The sequence below is a fragment of the Brevibacterium sp. genome, assembly GCF_052105255.1.
GTDB lineage: Bacteria > Actinomycetota > Actinomycetes > Actinomycetales > Brevibacteriaceae > Brevibacterium > Brevibacterium linens_B.
Genome location: NZ_JBQDYQ010000039.1, coordinates 1 through 19,306, shown reverse-complemented (window position 1 = coordinate 19,306; position 19,306 = coordinate 1). Strand labels below are relative to the sequence as shown.

General features: G+C 65.3%; 21 protein-coding genes. 5 read left to right on the top strand and 16 right to left on the bottom strand.

Annotated elements, in window-relative coordinates; genetic code table 11:
- Positions 1–78: 78 nt before the first annotated feature.
- Positions 79–966 carry a WYL domain-containing protein gene (locus tag ACTIIH_RS11280; protein ID WP_441451809.1) on the bottom strand — a complete coding sequence of 296 codons (888 nt, stop codon included), beginning with the start codon at positions 964–966 and terminating at the stop codon, positions 79–81.
- On the bottom strand, positions 950–1,972 hold the full coding sequence (locus ACTIIH_RS11275; protein ID WP_441089897.1) for a helix-turn-helix transcriptional regulator: 1,023 nt from the start codon (positions 1,970–1,972) through the stop codon (positions 950–952). The genes ACTIIH_RS11280 and ACTIIH_RS11275 overlap by 17 nt, the downstream gene beginning before the upstream one ends.
- 40 nt (positions 1,973–2,012) lie before the next feature.
- Here ACTIIH_RS11275 and ACTIIH_RS11270 point away from each other — a divergent pair, with 40 nt between their 5' ends.
- Positions 2,013–3,146, top strand: a complete 1,134-nt coding sequence (locus ACTIIH_RS11270) for a DUF3866 family protein (protein ID WP_441089898.1) — start codon at positions 2,013–2,015, stop codon at positions 3,144–3,146.
- 141 nt (positions 3,147–3,287) lie between these two features.
- On the opposite strand, the gene ACTIIH_RS11265 is transcribed toward ACTIIH_RS11270, so the two are convergent.
- The 7 genes from ACTIIH_RS11265 to dop all read right to left on the bottom strand — a co-directional run bounded on the left by ACTIIH_RS11265 (position 3,288) and on the right by dop (position 9,387).
- Positions 3,288–3,662: an FKBP-type peptidyl-prolyl cis-trans isomerase gene (locus tag ACTIIH_RS11265; protein ID WP_025778366.1), complete on the bottom strand. Its 375-nt coding sequence runs from the start codon at positions 3,660–3,662 to the stop codon at positions 3,288–3,290.
- 44 nt (positions 3,663–3,706) lie between these two features.
- Positions 3,707–4,663: an FKBP-type peptidyl-prolyl cis-trans isomerase gene (locus ACTIIH_RS11260; RefSeq protein ID WP_441451807.1), complete on the bottom strand. Its 957-nt coding sequence runs from the start codon at positions 4,661–4,663 to the stop codon at positions 3,707–3,709.
- A gap of 64 nt (positions 4,664–4,727) precedes the next feature.
- Positions 4,728–6,131 (bottom strand): Pup--protein ligase, encoded by a 1,404-nt coding sequence (pafA, locus tag ACTIIH_RS11255; protein ID WP_441451806.1) that lies wholly within the window; start codon positions 6,129–6,131, stop codon positions 4,728–4,730.
- Complete coding sequence (gene prcA, locus ACTIIH_RS11250) at positions 6,132–6,821, bottom strand: proteasome subunit alpha (protein WP_441451804.1); 690 nt, start codon at positions 6,819–6,821, stop codon at positions 6,132–6,134. It abuts the gene before it with no gap.
- A 34-nt stretch (positions 6,822–6,855) separates the two neighbouring features.
- Complete coding sequence (prcB, locus tag ACTIIH_RS11245; protein WP_441089902.1) at positions 6,856–7,653, bottom strand: proteasome subunit beta; 798 nt, start codon at positions 7,651–7,653, stop codon at positions 6,856–6,858.
- Between the two features lies 1 nt (position 7,654).
- The gene (locus ACTIIH_RS11240) at positions 7,655–7,846 is read right to left on the bottom strand and encodes a ubiquitin-like protein Pup (protein ID WP_025778371.1); all 192 of its coding nucleotides are present in this window, start codon (positions 7,844–7,846) and stop codon (positions 7,655–7,657) included.
- Positions 7,847–7,857: 11 nt separating this feature from the next.
- The gene (gene dop, locus ACTIIH_RS11235; protein WP_441451801.1) at positions 7,858–9,387 is read right to left on the bottom strand and encodes a depupylase/deamidase Dop; all 1,530 of its coding nucleotides are present in this window, start codon (positions 9,385–9,387) and stop codon (positions 7,858–7,860) included.
- 32 nt (positions 9,388–9,419) lie between these two features.
- Between dop and ACTIIH_RS11230 the strand changes: the two genes are divergently transcribed.
- On the top strand, positions 9,420–9,824 hold the full coding sequence (locus ACTIIH_RS11230) for a DUF3054 domain-containing protein (protein WP_441089904.1): 405 nt from the start codon (positions 9,420–9,422) through the stop codon (positions 9,822–9,824).
- A 17-nt stretch (positions 9,825–9,841) separates the two neighbouring features.
- Here ACTIIH_RS11230 and arc read toward each other — a convergent pair whose 3' ends face one another.
- From arc to ACTIIH_RS11215, 3 genes are read right to left on the bottom strand one after another with little or no spacing between them, the layout of a single operon-like run.
- Positions 9,842–11,494, bottom strand: a complete 1,653-nt coding sequence (gene arc / locus ACTIIH_RS11225) for a proteasome ATPase (RefSeq protein WP_441451799.1) — start codon at positions 11,492–11,494, stop codon at positions 9,842–9,844.
- Positions 11,491–12,561, bottom strand: a complete 1,071-nt coding sequence (locus tag ACTIIH_RS11220; protein ID WP_441451797.1) for a tRNA (adenine-N1)-methyltransferase — start codon at positions 12,559–12,561, stop codon at positions 11,491–11,493. The genes arc and ACTIIH_RS11220 overlap by 4 nt, the downstream gene beginning before the upstream one ends.
- Before the next feature lie 45 nt (positions 12,562–12,606).
- On the bottom strand, positions 12,607–13,767 hold the full coding sequence (locus tag ACTIIH_RS11215; RefSeq protein ID WP_441451796.1) for a site-2 protease family protein: 1,161 nt from the start codon (positions 13,765–13,767) through the stop codon (positions 12,607–12,609).
- Positions 13,768–13,894: 127 nt separating this feature from the next.
- On the opposite strand from ACTIIH_RS11215, the gene ACTIIH_RS11210 reads away from it, so the two are divergent.
- Positions 13,895–14,704 carry a RecB family exonuclease gene (locus ACTIIH_RS11210; RefSeq protein WP_441451794.1) on the top strand — a complete coding sequence of 270 codons (810 nt, stop codon included), beginning with the start codon at positions 13,895–13,897 and terminating at the stop codon, positions 14,702–14,704.
- Positions 14,705–14,707: 3 nt separating this feature from the next.
- On the opposite strand, the gene ACTIIH_RS11205 is transcribed toward ACTIIH_RS11210, so the two are convergent.
- A complete protein-coding gene (locus tag ACTIIH_RS11205; RefSeq protein WP_441451792.1) occupies positions 14,708–15,382 on the bottom strand; it encodes an HAD family hydrolase in 675 nt (224 codons plus the stop codon).
- 22 nt (positions 15,383–15,404) lie between these two features.
- Between ACTIIH_RS11205 and ACTIIH_RS11200 the strand changes: the two genes are divergently transcribed.
- Positions 15,405–16,235 (top strand): proteasome assembly chaperone family protein, encoded by an 831-nt coding sequence (locus ACTIIH_RS11200; RefSeq protein ID WP_441089911.1) that lies wholly within the window; start codon positions 15,405–15,407, stop codon positions 16,233–16,235.
- Between the two features lie 42 nt (positions 16,236–16,277).
- Here the strand turns inward: ACTIIH_RS11200 and mshC are convergent, their stop codons facing one another.
- From mshC to ACTIIH_RS11185, 3 genes are read right to left on the bottom strand one after another with little or no spacing between them, the layout of a single operon-like run.
- Positions 16,278–17,537 carry a cysteine--1-D-myo-inosityl 2-amino-2-deoxy-alpha-D-glucopyranoside ligase gene (mshC, locus tag ACTIIH_RS11195; protein ID WP_441089912.1) on the bottom strand — a complete coding sequence of 420 codons (1,260 nt, stop codon included), beginning with the start codon at positions 17,535–17,537 and terminating at the stop codon, positions 16,278–16,280.
- Between the two features lie 60 nt (positions 17,538–17,597).
- Positions 17,598–18,410: an SCO1664 family protein gene (locus ACTIIH_RS11190; RefSeq protein ID WP_441451790.1), complete on the bottom strand. Its 813-nt coding sequence runs from the start codon at positions 18,408–18,410 to the stop codon at positions 17,598–17,600.
- Positions 18,411–18,416: 6 nt separating this feature from the next.
- Positions 18,417–18,980: a DUF3090 family protein gene (locus ACTIIH_RS11185; RefSeq protein WP_441089914.1), complete on the bottom strand. Its 564-nt coding sequence runs from the start codon at positions 18,978–18,980 to the stop codon at positions 18,417–18,419.
- Positions 18,981–19,037: 57 nt separating this feature from the next.
- Between ACTIIH_RS11185 and ACTIIH_RS11180 the strand changes: the two genes are divergently transcribed.
- On the top strand, positions 19,038–19,298 hold the full coding sequence (locus ACTIIH_RS11180; protein WP_152346427.1) for a hypothetical protein: 261 nt from the start codon (positions 19,038–19,040) through the stop codon (positions 19,296–19,298).
- Positions 19,299–19,306 lie beyond the last annotated feature (8 nt).

Sequence of the window (19,306 nt, the reverse complement as noted above, 5' to 3'; positions counted from 1 at the left end):
CCTTGGATTGTTGATGCTGTGGAAGAGTCTACGCGCTGCGGCTGAGCCTTTCATCCACATCCGGACGCGGCCTTCGTCTCAGCCGAGCCTGTTCAGGGCGCCCGCAACGGCTTCGGTGTCGTCGATCTCGGTGATGACATCGGCATGACAGAGCAGGAACCGGCTGAGCCAATCCACAGAATGCACGAGCAGGCGGATGCGCACGCTCGTGTCACCACCGTCGAGGTACTCCCGATTCGTCACGTCGAGTTCATCTGCCAGCCATGCTCCCCCGGCCGCAAGACCGAGGGTGACTTCGTACGAGGTGGTCATCGACTGGCTGACCGACATCGGCGGGTGCGCGGCCGATTCCCAGGACCGGATGCGACCAAGTGCGAACCGCCGGGGCGCTCCGGCCGAATAGCACCACGCATCGACGTACCAGTCAGCACCGGGGACGAGTCGGGTCGGGGCGATGGTCCGCGTGGTGAGTTCGTCACGGGAGCCCACGTAATAGTCGATCCGCAGCGCCGTGCCTTCTTCCACCGCATTGCGCAGAGCGGTCAGGAGCTCCTCGTCGGCGTCGATGGGACTGACGTCGACGGCCGTGCGCAGGTTCTCTCCTGCAGCTGCGCGCAATTTGGACGCGGCTGTGGCCACCGCTGCGGAATCGAGCCCCGGCAGGGACGAGAGCATGTCGAGAGCGAGCACGAGGACTCCGGCCTCCTCGGCGCTGAGCCGCACGGGCACGGAGACCTCTTCGGCGTTGGAGACGAAGATCTGCCCGCCCTCCCACGAGGCATCGATGAGGTCATCAGGCATATGTCCGGGTCGACCGGTGACGAAGAGCAGCTGCAGATCGTCGATGAGGGTGGCGGAGTCGATGCCGAAATAGGCAGCGGTCTCTTCGAGATCCGCGCCCGGATGGGCGTCGAGGTACGGGACGAGACTGAGCAGTCGGGTCAGCCGTTCACGCGCTGAGGACACTGGAGCCTCCCAAACGGTTGAGCGATCGGCGAATCGTTTCGCGTCTGCGGTCGACGGCGCGCACGAGTTCGGGCGGATCGACCACGTCCACGGCGTCCCCGAAGCCGACGATCTCGGCGGCGAGGGCATCGGCATCGGAATAGCCGATGACCACCTCGTCGCCATCGCTGCGGATCTGTCGACGGCGCAGCGGATCGGCCCGGTGAGCACGGATGTGCAGCCTCGCCTCGGCGACGACGGCCATCTCGGAACTCGACTGCAGCGCCAGCTGCGGGGAGAAATCCTCGGGGATCTCATAGTCGCCGGGTTCCCGGCCGCTGAGCTTCGCGATCCCACCTTCGACGCGGGAGAGCCGGAAGGTGCGTCGGGCCTCGCGGTCGAGGTCGAAGCCGAAGAGGTAGACACGGTCGCCGCGGCTGAGCAGCGCATAGGGTTCCAGCTTCACTTTCCTCACGCTCTGACCGGGTTTGTGATACCGGAAGCCGATGGCTTCGCGGGCATTGATGTGATGGAGAGCGGTGGCGAAGTTCGCGCTGGCCAGCCGGTGTGCGGCGGTGCCCGGATCGACGTTTCCCGGTCCGTCGGCGGACTGGTCGAGGTCGATGCCGAGTGCGCGCAGCTTCGTCAGGGCCTGAGACGAGGACGCCCCGAGCTCGGTCTCGGACCAGAATGCGGCGGCCACGGTCACAGCGGCCACCTCGGCGGGAGTGAGGTCGACGTCGCCCATCGCATAGTCGGCGGTGGAGATCCGATAGCCCGTCTCCCCCACATCACCGTAGGCATCGTGTTCGGCTCGGGTTGCGATGGTGATGCCCATGTGTCGCAGCAGCTCCTTGTCGCGGGAGAACTTGCGGTCGAAGGCAACCTCGTCGAGCCCGGAATAGCCGTCGATGGCGCTCATCAGCGTCTTGCGCGACACCCAGCCGCGGGAAGCGCGCAGGGCGATCAGCAGATTCATCAGACGTTCGGTCTGCTGTCTCTGTCTGCTGGTGCGGGGTGTATTCACGATTCCACCGTAACCTAAGCCGGGCGATAGTCTTGGGACCATGATTCATTGGCGCAAAGGAATCGTCGCAGCGATTCGCTCCACCCGGCCAGGATACACAGAGCTCGACGTCGACCTGGACGAGGCTGTGCCCGGCACCGATGTGAGATCCATCCGGGCGATCGCCTACACCGATGCCGTCGGGCAGCCGCAGAACCAGGACACCGTCATCGTCAATGTCTCGGCTCTGGCGAAGAGGCTGGGCACCGGAGGGTTCGGGCTCATCGTCGCCCTGCCCGAAGCGCTGCCGACCGATCCTCCGGACGGTCCGGGCCATCTCGTCAAAGACCGCTATTCACCGTTGCAGACGATGGTCCTCGGCGTCGACGATCAGGAATCGCAGCATCACGCCGCCCTCGCCGAGGCGGACAGCCTCGACGGCATGCCGGTGGTCGTGGCCGATCTGCATTCGGCTCTGCCCGCAGCGATCGCCGGTATCCGCGTCGTCGACCCGTCACTGTCGGTGGCATATGTGCTCAGCGATGGTGCAGCTCTGCCGGCCCCGTTCTCTCAGGCCGTCGCCGGGCTCCGGGACGCCGGCTGGCTTAAGGGCGTGATCAGCACAGGCCAGGCTTGGGGCGGAGATCTCGAAGCGGTGACCATCCACACGGGACTGCTCGCGGCCAAGCACGTGATGGGTGCCGATATCACCATCGTCGCTCAGGGGCCAGGAAACCTGGGCACCGGCACGAAGTACGGCTATTCGGGACTGGTCACCGGAGAGCACCTCAATGCCGCGGCTCTGCTCGGCGGGCATCCGATCGGTCTGCTGCGGATGTCGAACGCCGATGCCCGGGGCCGCCATTTCGGCATCTCCCATCATTCGCTGACGCCCCTGAGTGAGATCGCACAACCGGGGATGACCGTACCTGTGCCCGATTTCTCCACCCTCACCGAGGCGGAACGAGCTGAGATGGACCCGGATCCCGGTGTCGTCGCCGAGACCGTGGCCGAACAGCTGGATCGACTCAAGATGCATGATCTCGTCGACATCGATCTGACGGGGCTGTGGGATGTGCTGTGTGCCTCACCTGTTCGTGTGTCGACGATGGGCAGGAAGCTGCCCGCCGATGCTGCGTCGTTCCTCGCAGCAGCCGCCGCGGGACGCTGCGCCGCCGGGCTCGGCCGCCGCTGACCGCGACGAACACAGGGCAGCGCCTGATCTCCGCAGAATCCCTCTCCGCGTCGGGGAAGACACAGATGTGGCCGGGTTCCGAAGAACCCGGCCACGGTCGTCTTGCGCAGGATCAGCGCGTGCTGATCGTCTGGCTGATCCTCAGCGCACGTTTTCGAGGTCGCAGACGAAGATCAGCGACTCTCCGGGCTGGATGACTCCGCCAGCGCCCTGATCGCCGTACGCCAGGTGCGGCGGGATCTGCAGGGTACGGCGTCCGCCGACCTTCATACCCTGGATGCCCTGGTCCCAGCCGGAGATGACCATTCCGGATCCGAGACGGAACTCCAGCGGAGTGCCGCGGTTGTACGAGGCGTCGAATTCCTCCCCCGTGGAATGGGCGACTCCGACGTAGTGCACGCTCACGGTGTCGCCGGGTCCCGCCTCGGCGCCGGTGCCGATGACGTCATCGGTGATGATGAGCTCGGTCGGGGCGTCTCCGCCGGGGAAATCGACTTCGGGCTTCTGCTTGCTCATGTGTTCCTCCTGGTGTGGGTTCTATTGAGATATCGGATCGGTTCTCAGCCCTGGGCCGAGAGGATGTCGACGACGAAGATCAGGGTCGCATTCCCTGGGATGGACGGTTCGCTGCCCTGTTCGCCGTAGCCCTTGTCCGGCGGGACGACGAGGACGACCTGGTCGCCGACTTTCTGACCGACGAGTCCCTCGTTCCAGCCGTCGATGACCTGAGCCTCGCCGACCGGGGCGACGACGAAGGGCTGTCCGTCCTTCTTCCAGTTCGAGTCGAAGGTCTTCGATGTGTCGTCCCAAAGCCAGCCGGAGTACTTCACGGCGACGCTCTGGCCCTTCTTGACCTCGTCGCCGTCGCCTTCGATCGTCGTGTACGACTCGAGCTCGGTCGGCTTCTTGCCCTTCGGCTTCGAGATCGACGGGGCACCGTCGTCGGCCCACTTCACAGTCACCGGGTTGTCCGACTGATCGGCTTTATTCCCCTCGGCACGAGTCAGCGGCTTCTTCGTGTCCTCGATATCGATGACGTAGACGAGCGTCTGTGACGCCTCCCCCTGCTGGGCGCTGCCGTTGAGCGACATCATCACGCGGGAACCGACCTTGACGTCGATGAGCGCCTTGTAGAGGTCTTCGGATATCTGGGACTTGTCCATGGGGAAACCGGCGGCGGAGTCCGAATCGTAGCTGGATTCGACGGTCTTGCCCGTCGTTCCGGAGACCAGCGTCATCTGTGCCGTGACCTGCTCACCGTCAGCGACCTTGTCGCCGGTGCCCTCTTTGAGCACCTTCTTCTCGGTCTTGTCCATGACCAGCGGTGCCTCGAAGCTGACCTCGGGCTTCTTCCCGATCTTGCCGTCGACGGTGATGTCGTCGAGGCTGGTCGACTTCGCGTCCTGAGCGGCCACCGACGGCGGAGGTGTGGTCGAGTCCTCGGACTCATCACCCTGCCCGCAGGCCGAGAGCAGCAACAGGCCCGCCGCGATGGCGCTGAGCACTTTGGTGCGCACTGGTTTCCTTTCGTCACGCCGAGGCCGTGCCCGGATAGGGGCCAGACCGGATCACAGGGCGATCTTACAGGCCCGCGATGAGTGTTTCCGCCTGCGGGTGCGTCGTGGCGAAAGGGTCCTTGAGTGCGACTGCTCGACCGGATTCGTCGTTGAGACGCAGGTGCACCCAGTCGACGGTGTAGTCGCGTCGGGCGGCATGGGCTGCGCGGACGAATTCGCCGCGGATCGCCGCCCGTGTGCTCGCAGGCGGTGTGTCCTTCGCCCGTTCGACCGCCTCGGCGGGGACGAGGCTCTTCGCCATCCCGGCGGCTTCGAGCTTGGGAAACAGTCCCGTTGCGGGTGTGATGTCATGGAAGGCGATGTCGAGGCGGTGGATGCGCGCATCAGCGATATCGGTGATTCCGCGCTGCATGGACCGTTCGATGAGGGTGCGTTTCATCACCCAGTCGATCTCCGTGTCCACGGTCGAGAAGTCCTGCGATTCGACGGCGGTGAGCATCCGCGTCCAGAGGTCGATGATGTATCGGGCGAGTTCGTCGTCGCCGAGGCTGTGCTGCCCGGATTCGACGATCCGCTGTGCCCGGTCCCGGTAGTCGGCGAGCAGTCCCAGCGGCGTCGTCGTGGTTCCGTCCGTGCGTTCGAGCACGACCCGTCCCGTGAGATCGCGGGCGACGAGGCGGATATCGCGCACCGGGTGGCGCAGCCCGTTCTCCGGGATCCGCGCCCCCTGTTCGATGAGGTCGAGCATGAGCACCGCGGATCCGATCTTGAGCGCCGAGGTGGCCGTCGACATCGAGGAATCACCGACGATGACGTGCAGCCGCCGGTACTTCTCCGCATCGGCATGCGGTTCGTCGCGGGCGTTGATGATCGGACGCGACCGTGTCGTCGCCGACGACAGTCCCTCCCACATGACATCGGATCGGCCGGAGAGGCCGAACATCATCTCCGACCGGTCGGCTTCGTCGTCGGGGGTGAAAGCCGAACGGCGTGGAATCACGGCTCCGGCCCCGACGAGCAGCTGCCGGGTGACGAGGAAGGGCAGCAGCACCGTGGTCAGCCGGTTGAAGTCCAGGGTGCGGCGGATGAGGAAGTTCTCGTGCGACCCGTAGGAGTTGCCAGCCGCATCCGTGTTGTTCTTGACCATGTGCACACGTCCGCCGATGCCGTCGGCGTCGAGGGCGGCCTGCGCCTTGTCCAGCAGGTCGATCATCAGACCTTCGCCGGCCCGATCCTGAGCGAGCAGGTCGCCCAAGTCATCGCATTCGGCCGTCGCGTACTCCGGGTGGGAGCCGACGTCGAGGTAAAGGCGCGACCCGTTGGGCAGGAACACGTTCGACGACCTGCCCCATTCGACGACAGGGCGGAAGAGATAGCGGGCGATCTCCTCGGGGCCGATGCGCCGACCCTCGGGGTCGGCGGTGTGGGCGAGTCCGTATTCGGTTTCGAGCCCGTAGATGCGTGCCATTCAGTCCTCCCGCAGTGCGCTCATCGCCGCCTCGTCGAGGCGGCGGAACGTGCGCTGCTTCGACGTCGTGCGGTCGAGGACGGCGGCCTCGAGTGCGTCGGTGGCCAAGATCGCCTGGCTCGCGGCACCCAACGCGGTCACACCGTGGTTGAACACCTCGCTCAGTGTCATCTGCGAGCTGCGCACCCCGGCCAGGGATGCCGTGATCGCATCGGCTTGGCCGCCGATGGCCACATGTTCGGTCTCGTCGATGACGGATCCGTCGTAGCTGAGCCGGTAGAGCTGGTCGGTCTCCGGTGCGAGTCCGAGTTCGGCGACGACGAGTTCGACCTCGAAGGGCTTCGACTCGGTGGTGAAGACTCCGGCCAGGGTCTGCGCGTACGCATTCGTCAGCCCGCGAGCGGTGACGTCGGTGCGGTCGTAGGAGTATCCACGCAGGTCGGCGTAGCGGACGCCGGCCTGCCGCAGGGTCTCGAATTCGTTGTATTTGCCGACGGCGGCGAAGCCGATCCGGTCGTAGATCTCAGCGATCTTGTGCAGCGTCGGTGACGGGTTCTCCGCCAGCAGCAGGATGCCTGCGTCGAAGCGCATGACGACGACGGACCGACCGCGGGCGATGCCCTTGCGGGCGAAGTCCGCCCGGTCCTTCATCAGCTGCTCGGGCGAGACGTAGAACGGTACCTGACTCATCGACGATCCTTTCGCGGTGACTGTGCCGCACTCATCACCGGGCGCTGGCCGTGCGACGGGCGACGACCTCGGTGGCGGTGTCCAAGACGGTGGCCGAATCGACCTCGGTGACCCCGTTCTCGAGGTCGACGGTGACGATCGTCGGGGCGATCTGCCGGACGAAATCCGGTCCGCCCGTCGCCGAGTCGTCGTCGGAGGCGTCGAAGAGAGCTTCGACGGCCACGGAGATCGCCGAGTGTGTGTCGAGGTCGGCCCGCCACAGCTTCTTCAGCGCCCCGCGGGCGAAACCGGAACCGGAGCCGATGGAATGGAATCGGTGCTCTTCGTACTTTCCGCCGGTGACGTCGAAGCTGAAGATCTGGCCCTGTGGTGTGGAGTCGTCGACTCCGGCGAACATCGGGACGACTGTGAGTCCCTGCATCGCCAGGCCGAGGTTCCCGCGCAGCATCGCAGCCAAGCGGTTGGCTTTGCCGTTGAGCGAGAGACGGGCGCCTTCGATCTTCTCGTAGTGTTCGAGCTCGAGTTGGAAGAGCCGGATGAGGTCGAGTGCGACCCCGGCGGTGCCGGCGATGCCGATGACGGAATAGTCGTCGGCTGCTTTGACCTTCTCCATCGAATGCGAGGCGATGAGGTTGCCGATGGTCGCTCTCCGGTCACCGGCCATGAGGATTCCGCTGGCCGTGCGGAAGCAGATGATGGTTGTGCCATCCGGGGACTGTTCGGCCAGATCCCGGGCTCCGGGGTGCGGCAGCGCTTCGGGCGCCAGGGAGCGGGCGAGTTCGACGAAGGAGTTGCTCGTCGAACTCAAGAATGCAGGAGGGAATCCTGCCATCTCATTGGCCGCCCTTCTGCACGAAGTTCTTGACGAACTCCTCCGCGTTCGACTCGAGCACACCGTCGATCTCGTCGAGGATGGAATCGACGTTCTGAGTGTTGATCTGTCCCTGCACGGCCTCCGGCGGATCGACGGGAGCATCTCCCCCACCGGACGATTTGTCTCTCTGGACCTGTTCCTGCGAGCTCATCTCACGCTCCTTCAGTCGTTCTTCGAACTCAGTCTATCGACTCCGAGTGCCTTCAGCAGGCCCTCGGCGGTCGCGATTCCCTCCACCCGATCGGCGAGCAGCTCTCGGGTGCCTTTGAGAGGTTCGTGCATGGGCAGACGCACCACCCCGAAGGATTCCGCGTTGACCACGAGCGAATCCCAGCTCGCGGCCACCAGATCCTCCCCGAGGCGGCTGACCGCCACGGAGCGCAGGAACGCGCGGGTCCCGTCGGGAGCGTTGGTCACGGCGGCTTCGACCTCGGCGTCGGTGGTCATCCGCCGGATGCGCCCGGCACGTTCGAGCTTGTGGAAGAGCCCTTTCTCCGGGCGCACATCGTGGTACTGGACGTCGATGAGGGCCAGCTTCGGATGGTCCCAGTCGATTCCCTCACGGGAGCGGTAGCCCTCGAGCAGGACCCATTTGGCGACCCAGTCGATGGAGTCTGCGAGAGTCCTCGGGTCGGTCGAGAGACCGCCGAGGAACCGGCGCCATTCGGCGAGCACTTGACTCGTCTCGGCATCATCGGGATCCGCGTGTTCGAGGCAGGCTGAATAGAAGGCCTCTTGGATCTCGAGCGCCGTTGCCGTCGTCCCGTCGGTCAGCGGCAGCGGGGCGGTCAGGCTGAGGTCGTGGCTGACATCCCACAGCGACTGCAGGGCATCGGCGAGTTCGATCCGCGGTGCCAGCCCCGCCTCGATGAGGCCGAGGACGAGGGAGGTCGAACCGAAGCGGACGAACGTGGCGGGCTCCGCCAAGGTGGCGTCGCCGATGATGACGTGCAGCCGACGGTACTTGGCCGGATCGGCGTGCGGTTCGTCACGAGTGTTGACGATCGGACGCCGCAGAGTCGTCTCGAGTCCCACCTCGGCTTCGAAGAAGTCCGCACGGGATGAGATCTGAAAGCCCTTGCCCTCGCCTTCGCGTCCGATGCCGACCCGTCCCGATCCGCACAGGATCTGCCGGGTGACGAAGAAGGGAACGAGGCCGGCCACGAGGTCGTCGAAGTCCGTGGACCGGTCGACGAGGTAGTTCTCATGGGTGCCGTAGGAGGCTCCCTTGGAATCGGTGTTGTTCTTGTACAGATTGACCGGTTCCGCGCTCTTCTCCAAGGTCCGCACCGACTCGAGGGCGACGAGGTCGCCGGCCCGGTCGAAGGTGACGATATCGCGAGGGGTGAGCACTTCCGGGGAGGAGTATTCGGGATGAGCGTGGTCGACGTAATAGCGGGCGCCGTTCTCCGTGACGACGTTCGCCAGGTACTGAGCTTCGACATCGTCCTGCGGCAGATGCGTCAGCTGCGAGACGTCGGCATCGGCGATGTTCATGAAGAAGCCGCGAGCGTCGGCCAGCGGAGACTCGGTGGCGAAGTCCCAGAAGTTCTGGGACGACTTCAGTCCGCGCGGACCGGCATAGGCGTCGACGACACGAGCCGAGTCCCGCATCGGGTTCGCCCGGGGGCTGCCCGGCTGGCTGAGGCCGAACTCCGTCTCGGCTCCCATGACGCGTCTGACTCTGAGCATCTGATTCTCCTCCACGGTCTAGACTCGGGGACGTGGCAACGAAGAAATCTCATCTCCCCATCGCACTGATCGTCGACCTCATCCTCGTGGTTCTGTTCACGATCGTCGGTCACTACACACATTCTCACAATTTCGATCCGCAGGGGCTGATGACCACAGCGTGGCCGTTCGTGGCCGCCCTCGTCATCGCCTGGCTGCTCACGGCGGTCTGGGATCGGCCGATCGCTCCGCTGGCTACGGGCACCGGGGTCTGGGCGATCACCGTCCTCGTCGGACTCGTCCTGCGCGGAATCACGGGAGCCGGCGGCGATCCGGGTTCGGTGCCGGTGAGCTTCATGATCGTCGCGACCTCGCTCAACCTCATCACTCTGGTCGGCTGGCGTCTCATCGCCACGGCCGTCTCCGGTGGTTCCGGCCGCCGCAAGCGCAGCCGCTGAGCGCTGCTCCACCCGTTTCAGACGAGATCGGAATTCGGCCGCACCTCGGCGATGTCGGTCTCATACGGCACGGTCGGGGTTCCTCTGGTCGTGTCGAGGTGCATCATCCGCAGATGAGTGACCCGTTCGCCCTTGCGCCCGGAGATCCGTGCCCATTCGTCGGGGTTCGTCGTGTTCGGCAGGTCTTCGTGTTCGCTGAACTCTTCGGCGATCGCATCCTCGAAGTGACCGGGGCGCAGTCCGCGTTCGCCGGTGTCGAGCAGCGATTTGATCGCCGCCTTCTTCGCGCGGTCGACGATGTTGTGGATCATCGCCCCGGAGGCGAAGGCGGAGAAGTGGAGGACTTCCTTCGATCCGTCGGCGTAGCTGACCTCGACGAATTCGTTCTCCGGAGTCTCTGCGAACATCCGATCGACACAACTGTCGATGAGCGCCGAGACCGCCTCGGCGGGCGTGTCGTGACCGGTGAGCACGCTCGAGTGCAGCGGCAGCTCGGCGGTCAGATACTTCTCGAAGATGTCACGGGCCGCCTCGGCGTCGGGGCGTTCGATGCGGATCTTCACATCGAGTCGGCCGGGGCGCAGGATCGCTGGGTCGATGAGGTCCTCGCGGTTCGAGGCGCCGATGACGATGACGTTGTCGAGCTGTTCGACGCCGTCGATCTCGGTGAGCAGCTGCGGCACGATCGTCGTCTCCACGTCCGAGGACTTGCCGGTGCCGCGGGTGCGGAACAGTGATTCCATCTCATCGAAGAACACCACGACGGGGAACCCGGCTGAGGCCTTCTCGCGTGCGCGGGCGAAGATCAGGCGCAGCTGGCGTTCGGTCTCGCCGACGTACTTGTCGAGCAGCTCCGGACCTTTAATGTTGAGGAAGTAGGTCTTGCTCGTGCGGACCGTCCCGGTGCGATCGGCCAGGGAGTTCGCCACGGCCTTCGCGATGAGCGTCTTTCCGCAGCCGGGAGGGCCGTAGAGCAGGATGCCCTTGGGCGGCTTGAGTCCGTGCTCGGTGTAGAGCTCGGGATGCTCGAAAGGCAGTTCGACGGCATCTTTGATCTGTTCGATCTGGTCGGCCAGACCGCCGATGTCCTGGTAGGTGATGTCGGGGACCTCTTCGAGCAGCAGCGAGGAGACTTCGGGCTTCTCGACGACCTGCAGTGCGTAGTGGGTGCGGGTGTCGACGACGACGGCATCGCCGACGCGCAGTCCTGCGTCGACGAGGTCGGCGGCGAGGGTGAAGACCTGCTCGTCATCGCCGGGGGCTCCGACGAGGATGCGCTGGGAGTCGACGAACTCACGGACGTTGACGACCGATCCCACGGGTGGGAACTCGCCGGTGCCGATGATGACGAGGCCTTCGGACAGGAGCACGTCGGCTCCGGCCCGCAGATTCTCGGGCTCGACCTCGGGGGCGACGGCCACACGCATCCGGCGACCGCCGACGATGACATCGGCAGTCACCGCGTTCTCGCCGACGGCGATGAGTGTGCCCCAGTTGTTCGGCGGCTCGGTCAGGCGCCTGGCCTCCTCCTTGATCCTGCCGAGCTCATCACGGGCCGTGCGCAGAGTCTTCGACAGTGCCTCATTGCGTTTGCCCGCTGTGTAGAGCTGCTGGCGCAGGGACGCGGTGTCCTCGCGCAGCTTCTTCACTTCGGTCGTGGTCTCTGTCATCGATCCTCCTTCGGCCCTGTGCTGCTGGTCGGGCTGTCTGTGACATCTGTGGGCTGCGCCTCTGCGGAGTCTGCGGGGTCGGTGCGCAGGCGTCTGCCGGCCTCGCGCATCACCCGGCGCAGCTTCTTCCCGTGTGCGGTGCGGGTGCCGATCGCCGCCTCGGTGACTTCCGGTTCCGTCCACGCCGCCACATCCTCGGCGGCCGCGGTGGCTCCCTGGGGACGCTTCTTCTTCTCCAGCGGGCTGATGCCGTCGGCCATCCGGCGGGCCATGATGAGGAACCCGGTGTGGGCGATCATCCGGTGGTCGGGGCGGACTGCGAGTCCGTCGACGTGCCAGCCGCGGACCATGGCCTCCATGGATTCGGGTTCGGCGAACTTGCCGGAAGTGCGCAGGGCTTCGACGAAGCGTGAGAGCTGCGGGACGGTGGCGACGTAGGAGATGACGATTCCCCCGGGTGTCAGGGCTTCGCTGACGGCCTCGAGTGTGTTCCAAGGAGTGAGCATGTCGAGGACGACACGGTCGACGCTGCCGGGCCCGAAGGTCTGCGGCAGAGTATCCGCAAGGTCGCCCACGGTGACGGACCAGTTGTCCGGTTCGCCGTCGAAGAAGTCGGCGATGTTCCCTGTCGCGATCGTGGCGAACTCCTCACGCAGTTCGAACGAGTGCACGGATCCCGTCGCGCCCACGGCTCGCAGCAGCGCCATCGACAGGGCTCCGGATCCGACGCCGGCTTCGACGACGACTGAGCCGGGGAAGATATCGCCGAGGGTGACGATGAGTCCCGAATCCTTCGGGTAGACGACTGCGGCGCCACGGGGCATGGAGAGCACGAAGTCTTCGTAGCGTGGGCGGAAGACCTGGAAGTCGATTCCCCCGGTGTTCGCGACGATGATTCCCTCTGTGCGCCCGATGATGTCGTCGTGGCTGATGAGGCCCTTGTTCGTGTGGAAGTTCTCACCCGGGGAGAGCACGAAGGTGTGCATCCGCCCTTTGGGGTCGGTGAGTTGGACCTTCTCTCCGGCGCCCAGAAGGCGCGGGGGCCGGGAATGGAGTGGCTGAGTCATGATGTGTCCACTCTACGCTGGTGAGGATTGCCTCACACAACCGCCTCAGGCTGCAAGGAGTTCGTCGAAGAATTCCTGCAGGTCGATGACTCCGACCAGGGTGTTGCCGTCCATGACCAGGCTGAACTGCGCCTTGGGGCGGTGGGTCAGCGATTCGAGCAGGTGCGGGGCCGTGATGTCCTTCGGCACTCCGATCCACCCGGCCAAGGGGCGGGCGACCTCGCCGGCGGGAACCGCTTCGAGGGATCCGGCGAGCCGACCAGCTGCGGCGTGTCGGTCGACGAGACCGTACGGCAGACCCTTCTGATCGAGGACGACGATGAGGGTGCGTTCCTTCGCGTTTCCCAGCGTGTTCGCATAGTCGAGGGTGTCGGCCAGGTCGGCGTCCCAGGTGGCGGCGATCGCGGGCTGTATGACCTGGGAGAGGTCGTAGGTCTCCATCTTCCGGGCTCGTTTGGCGTGGGTGGCGGCATCTCCGGCGGAGAACCACAGCATGATCGCAATGAGCGACATCCAGGCCACGGTCAGCGGATCGGGTCGTTCTCCGGCCAGCAGCGGGGTGATGACCGACCAGCCGATGAAGCCGACGGCGATGATCCGGCCGACCCAGCTGGCCACGATCGTGCCCAGAAACTGCGACCCGGTGATGCGCCACATGATCGCCTGCAGCGCCCAGCCGCCGTCGAGAGGAATGCCAGGCAGCAGGTTGATGGCGCCGAGGGCGACGTTGGCGAAGGTGACGGCGATGAGCAGCAGCCACGGCACCGAGGTGGGGCTGGCGGCGCTGAGGCACCACCATCCCAGCAGGGCGAGCACGATGTTGACGATGGGGCCGACGATGGAGATGACGAAACTCGTCATCGCCGCTTTGTCGCGCGGGTTGTCCATCTGCGGTTCGAAGCGGGTGAATCCGCCCCAGATGTTCAGCTCGATCGCGGCGACCTTCTGCCCGTAGAACTGGCCGGCGACTCCGTGGGCGAGTTCGTGGAGGAACACGGAGGCGAAGAGGAGCACGGCGTAGGCGAAGGCGACGAACCAGGCCCCGATGCCCAGATCCGGCCGGACCTGGTTGAGCCACGGAGTGAAGAGGATGGTGATGACGATGGCGGCGAGGAACCACGACCACGCCAGAATCACCGGAGCGCCGAGGACGGTGCCCAAGCGCAGACCCGATGACGCACCGGGGTGGTGGTTTTTCGCGGCCATTGAAGGGGTTCCTCCAATCGATGTCGTGGTCAGCGGACCACTGAGGGTCGGTTACTCAGCCTAACAGCGACGACGCTCCGACCGCTGGTCGCCACGTCGTTTCCGTGGAGGTCGTTACAGTGGAGTTATGGCCGAGCTCACCAGTCTCTCGCCCTCGCGGGCCAACGATTTCATCCAATGCCCTCTGAAGTTCCGTTTCCGCAGCATCGACAAGCTGCCGGAGCCGCCCTCTCAGGCCGCGTTCCGCGGCACGGTGGTTCATTCGGTGCTCGAGAAGCTGTTCGCCGCACCGGCAGGCGAACGCACGTCCGAACTCGCGCAGACGATGCTCATGCCGGCGTGGGAGGAGCTCGTCGAGAAGGATCCGGAGGTGCTCGAGATCTTCGGGGACGACGCCGAGAAGGAGGCGTTCTTCACATCGGCGCGTCGGCTCATCGATTCCTACTTCGTTCTCGAGTATCCGGAGCATCTCGAACCGGAGGAGACGGAGAAGTTCGTGCGGACGAAACTCGACAACGGTCTCGAACTGCGCGGTTTCATCGACCGGGTCGACGTCGCCCCGGGTGGCGAGCGGCGGCTCGTCGACTACAAGACGGGCAAGCAGCCGAAACCTCAGTACGGGCGGGAGGCGAAGTTCCAGATGGGCTTCTACGCTCTCGTCGTCTACCGCCTCTCCGGCGAACTCGTCCACACTCTGCAGCTGATGTACCTGGGGTCGCGCAGTGTGCTGAAATCCCACCCGACGATGGCTGAGGTCGAACAGACGCAGTTCGAGATCGATGCCATCTGGAAGGACATCATCGCCTCGGCCGAGTCGGATCGGTGGCGGCCGAAGAAGTCGCCGCTGTGCAATTGGTGCACGTTCAAGCCGCTGTGCCCGGCCTGGGGCAATACCGCTCCCCCGACTCCGGAGATCACGAAGATCGTCGGGGCTTAGGGTTCAGGCGCTCTGCTGAGCACACAGACGTCGCAGGTCGGCGACTCCGCGGCCTTCGAGGCTGTCCCACAGGATTCGGCCCGGACGGGGTTCGAGGTCGACGAAATGCGGGATCCCGATGGCAATGGTTCCCGCCGCCTCGGCGCTGGCCAGACCCGGCTTCGAATCTTCCAGGGCCACGCAGTCGGCCGGGTCGAGGTCGAGCAGGGCGGCTCCGCGCAGATACGGCTCGGGGTCCGGTTTGCCGGCGGAGACCTCATCGCCGGAGACGAGACCGGCGAAGCTGTTCGGCGGACAGCTGGAGATGACCGCCTCGGCCAGTGGTCTGTAGGACATCGTGACCATGACGTTCGGGATGCCCTCGGCCTTGAGCTCGGCCAGCAGCTCCAGTGCACCGGGACGGAAGGGCACGGATGCTCGGATCTGTCCGATGACGTTGCCCATCAGGGTCTCGACGATCTCCTCGGCGGGCAGGTCGAGACCGGCCTCGCGCATCATTCGGGCGGAGACGATCAGCTCGTTGCCGACGAATTCGAGCCCCTGCTCTTCCGACCATGACAGCCCGTGGGCGTTCATGAGTTCGGTCTCGGCTCGGATCCAATACGGCTCGGTGTCGACGAGGGTTCCGTCCATGTCCCAGAGGACGGCAGAAGGGTCGGCTGATGCGTGGTTCGTCATAGGCCCAGCGTAGTCTGGAACCATGAGTATTCTTCCATCCGGGTCCGGGGCACTCGTCTTCATCGCCTTCGAAGGTCAGGATGCCGATGCTTCCGAAGCAGCGAGTTCGCTGGCCAAGGATCTCATCGAGGTCTGGCAGCTGGACGACTCCGAGATCCTCGACACCGATGGGTTCTACGAATTCCGCTTCTCCGAACCCGAGATCATCCGCGACGAGGCCGGCACGGCGTCGATCGCCTGGCCGGGTGTCGCGGTGCACCGGGGCCGCCTCGGCGAGTTGCCGATCACGGTCATCCAGGGGCACGAACCGGGCCTGAAATGGCGGGAGTTCCTCACCCTCATCCTCGCTCACGTCGGTGCTGACGATACCGTCGTCCTCCTCGGTGGGCTCCATGCCGAGGTCCCGCATACGCGGCCCCTGCCCGTGGTGGCCAACACAGAGGACGCTGAACTCGCGTCCGGTCTCGGCATCGACGCCAACGGGTATGAGGGACCCATCGGCATTCTCGGGCTGCTCGGAGTGGCCTGCCGCTGGCACGGAATCAGGGCGATCAACCTGTGGGTGGGCGTGCCGGACTATCTCGCAGAGTCTCCGTCGCCGAAGGCCGAGCTCGCTCTGGCGAAGGCGGTCGAGCGCTATGTCGGCATCGAGATCGACATCCATGTGCTCGAAGAGGAGAGCCGGGCCTGGGAACTCGGCGCCGACGAACTCGTCTCGTTCAACCCGCGGCTGGCAGAGCTCGTCAAGGCGCTGGAGAAGCAGAACGATTCGGCGGACCTGCCGGAGGCCACCGGCGACGCCATCGCGGCCGAGTTCGAACGCTATCTGCGCAAACGCGGCCGCGATAAGTGAACCACGGTCATTCGGTGGTCAGGCGGTCGACGCCGAACGATGTCAGTCCAGCAGACGGATGCCCAGGAGGGCGTCGACGGCGTCGGCGACTCGATCGCCGGTGATGCCCGCGGTCTCCGAGGGTTCGGAGTCCGCATAGTGTTCAGCCCATTCGTCGAGGATCCCCAGAGCCCGCGGGCTGTCGAGGTCATCGGTGAGTGCTTCCCGCAGCAGACCGATGATGTGCTCGCGCAGACCTTGGCGACATTCGGATTCGCATTTGGCCGCGTGCCTCCATGACTGGAGGCGTGCCTCGGCGATGGACAGCTGCTCTTCGGTGAAGCTCCAGTCGCTGCGGTAGTGGTTGGCCAGGATCACGGTGCGGATGGCCATGGGGTCGACTCCGCGTTCACGCAGCTTCGAGACGAGGACGAGGTTGCCTTTGGACTTGCTCATCTTATCGCCGTCGAGGCCGACCATCCCGGTGTGCATATAAGTCTTCGCCATCGGCGCGTCCCGCCAGGCCGAGGCGTGGGCGGCGCTCATCTCGTGGTGCGGGAAGATGAGGTCGCTGCCGCCTCCCTGCACATCGACGGGGAAGCCCAGGTACCGATCGGCGATGACTGTGCATTCGATATGCCAACCCGGACGTCCCCGGCCCAGTCCTCCGCCGTCCCAGGACGGTTCGCCTTCGCGTTCGGCCCGCCACAGCAGCGGGTCGATGGGGTCCTCTTTGCCCGGGGTCTCGGGGTCTCCGCCGCGTTCGGCCGACAGTGCGGCCATGGTCTCGGCGTCATCATGGCTGACGGTGCCGAACGGCGGGGTGATCTGCGTCGACACCCGGTAGTAGACGTCACCGTTGTCGAGGGTGTACGCGGCTCCCCTGTCCACGAGGTCGCGGACTCCGGCGGCGATCTCGTCGACGGATTCGACTACGCCGATGAAGCTGGCCGGCGGGAGCACCCGCAGGGCTTCCATGTCTTCACGGAAGAGCTCGATCTGGGAGGCAGCGAGTTCGCGCCAGTCGACTCCCGTGGCGTCGGCGCGCTCCAGCAGCGGGTCGTCGACATCAGTGGTGTTCTGGGCGTAGTCGACCTCGAGGCCCGCATCACGCCAGATCCGGTTGAGCAGATCGAAGGCCACATAGGTGGCGGCGTGCCCGAGGTGCGTCGCATCATAGGGAGTGATGCCGCAGACGTAGAGACGAGCGGTCTGCTCGGATCCGCGCAGTCGGCGCGGGCTGCGGGTGCTCGTATCGAACACCGTAGGCACCTTGCCGGTGCTGGTCAGTCGGGGCAGTTGAGGTTCGGGCCATGACTTCACGGCACCCAGCCTAACCGAGAGGCAGGCGTTCGGCACTTCCGGGTTGACGTGATGCCGGTTTCAGATCGGCGGCCAGGGAATGACGGTGCGATCATCGGGTGCTTCGGGGAAGAACTCGGCGGCGAGAAGCCTGTTCGCCCGGTGTTTGAGCGCCTGGATCTCGTCGGTCGACAGGCAGTCGCTCAGCTGCGGCCGCAGGGTTTCGTCCATGGCGGCGACTTCCTGCAGAGCATCGATCTCTTCGGCACAGAACGAGGTGCGAGAGAAACCCCACAGCACGGTGCGCAGCTTCTCCTCCTGGTGGAAGGTCAGTCCGTTGTCGATGCCGAAGACGCCGATGTCGGCAGCGGCGGTGCTCGGCAGAGTGCTGCCGGTGATGACATGGCCGGCTTTGCGGTCGGCGTTGTTGGCCAGCAGGTCGAAGAAGGCGATGGTGCGCAGGGCACCGTCGACGGAGTGGGAGAGCACCAGGTCGCGGCCGTCTTCGGTGCGCAGGGCGAAGATCGGGGTGTGGTCGACGGGGATCGCGCTGACCGTTGACAGAGTCACCGCGTCGTCATCGTCGGAGGCTTCGACGTAGGCCTGCAGGGATCCGCGACCGGCCGGCAGATCGTCGCGCAGCACCGTCGGCGGGACCACTCCCAGGTCGAGCGCGGACGACAGTCGGTAGGCGGCGACCTCGCGCAGGGCCAGGGTCTGCTCCGGGAAGTCGATCAGGGGCCGTTCGCCGGAGATGGGTTTGTAGACGGCCTTGATCGCCCGGCCCGCGTGTTCGAGCACGAGCAGTCGGGTGTCATTGCTGGCGCGTGGGATCGCGCCCATCTCCGTCCACTCACCCGCAGCCAGTGCGTCGAGGACAAACCCGTGGTCCATCACCGATCAGGCGCGTGGGATCCCGTTGGCACGGGGGCACAGGTGGCCGTCGGGTTCGAGCGGAAGCGAGCAGAACGGACAGTCTCCGCGTCCGGCACTGACGACCTGTTCGCCGCGCCGGGCGAACTCGCGGGCGGCCGCGGCGTCGAGGACGATGCGCAGGACCTCTCGTTCGACCTCGTCGTCATCGGGGTCGGCAGAGGTTCCGGCCTGGGCGTCGGCCTCGGTGAGTTCGAAACACTCGACGACGAGTTCGTGTTTGACGGTGTCCCAGCCCAGGCTCATCGTGCCGACACGGAACTCCGGTTCGATGGGAACGTTGAGCCCGGCGTTGTCGATGAGATCGTCGAGCGCCGTCTGCGGCACCCGAGCGGCCGGGTCCTTGATCATCACCATGTCGAGCAGTTCGGTGATCCGGTCGGAGAGGATCTCGACCTGTTCCTTCTCGACGACCACCGTCGTGAGCGCGGTGCCGGACTTCGCTTGGAGGAGGAACGTCCTCTCGCCGGGAAGTCCGATTGTGCCGACGACGAAACGATCGGGTGTGGGGTGGTCGTACAGAGCTGCCATGTCTTCAGCCTAGTCCAAAGACTTACATGTCGGTCCGGCCTGGGATACATTTGAGTCATGAGCACTGATCCTCGTGAGGCCCTGGACGCATTCCTCGAAGCAGTGAGAGAGCACTACGCTGCATCCGCACACCGCAACGGTGACCAAGACCCCCGAGTCGAAGCCGCTTATATGGCTTTGGCCGATGCCTTCGAAATCTACGAAGACGCGATCTACACTGCGTTCGACGAAGTCACCCCGTTCGAGCTCTTCGATGACGTCGAGGATGCCAAGGACGATGACGAGTTCGTCCTCGACGATGACGACGAGGACGACTGAGAAGCTCG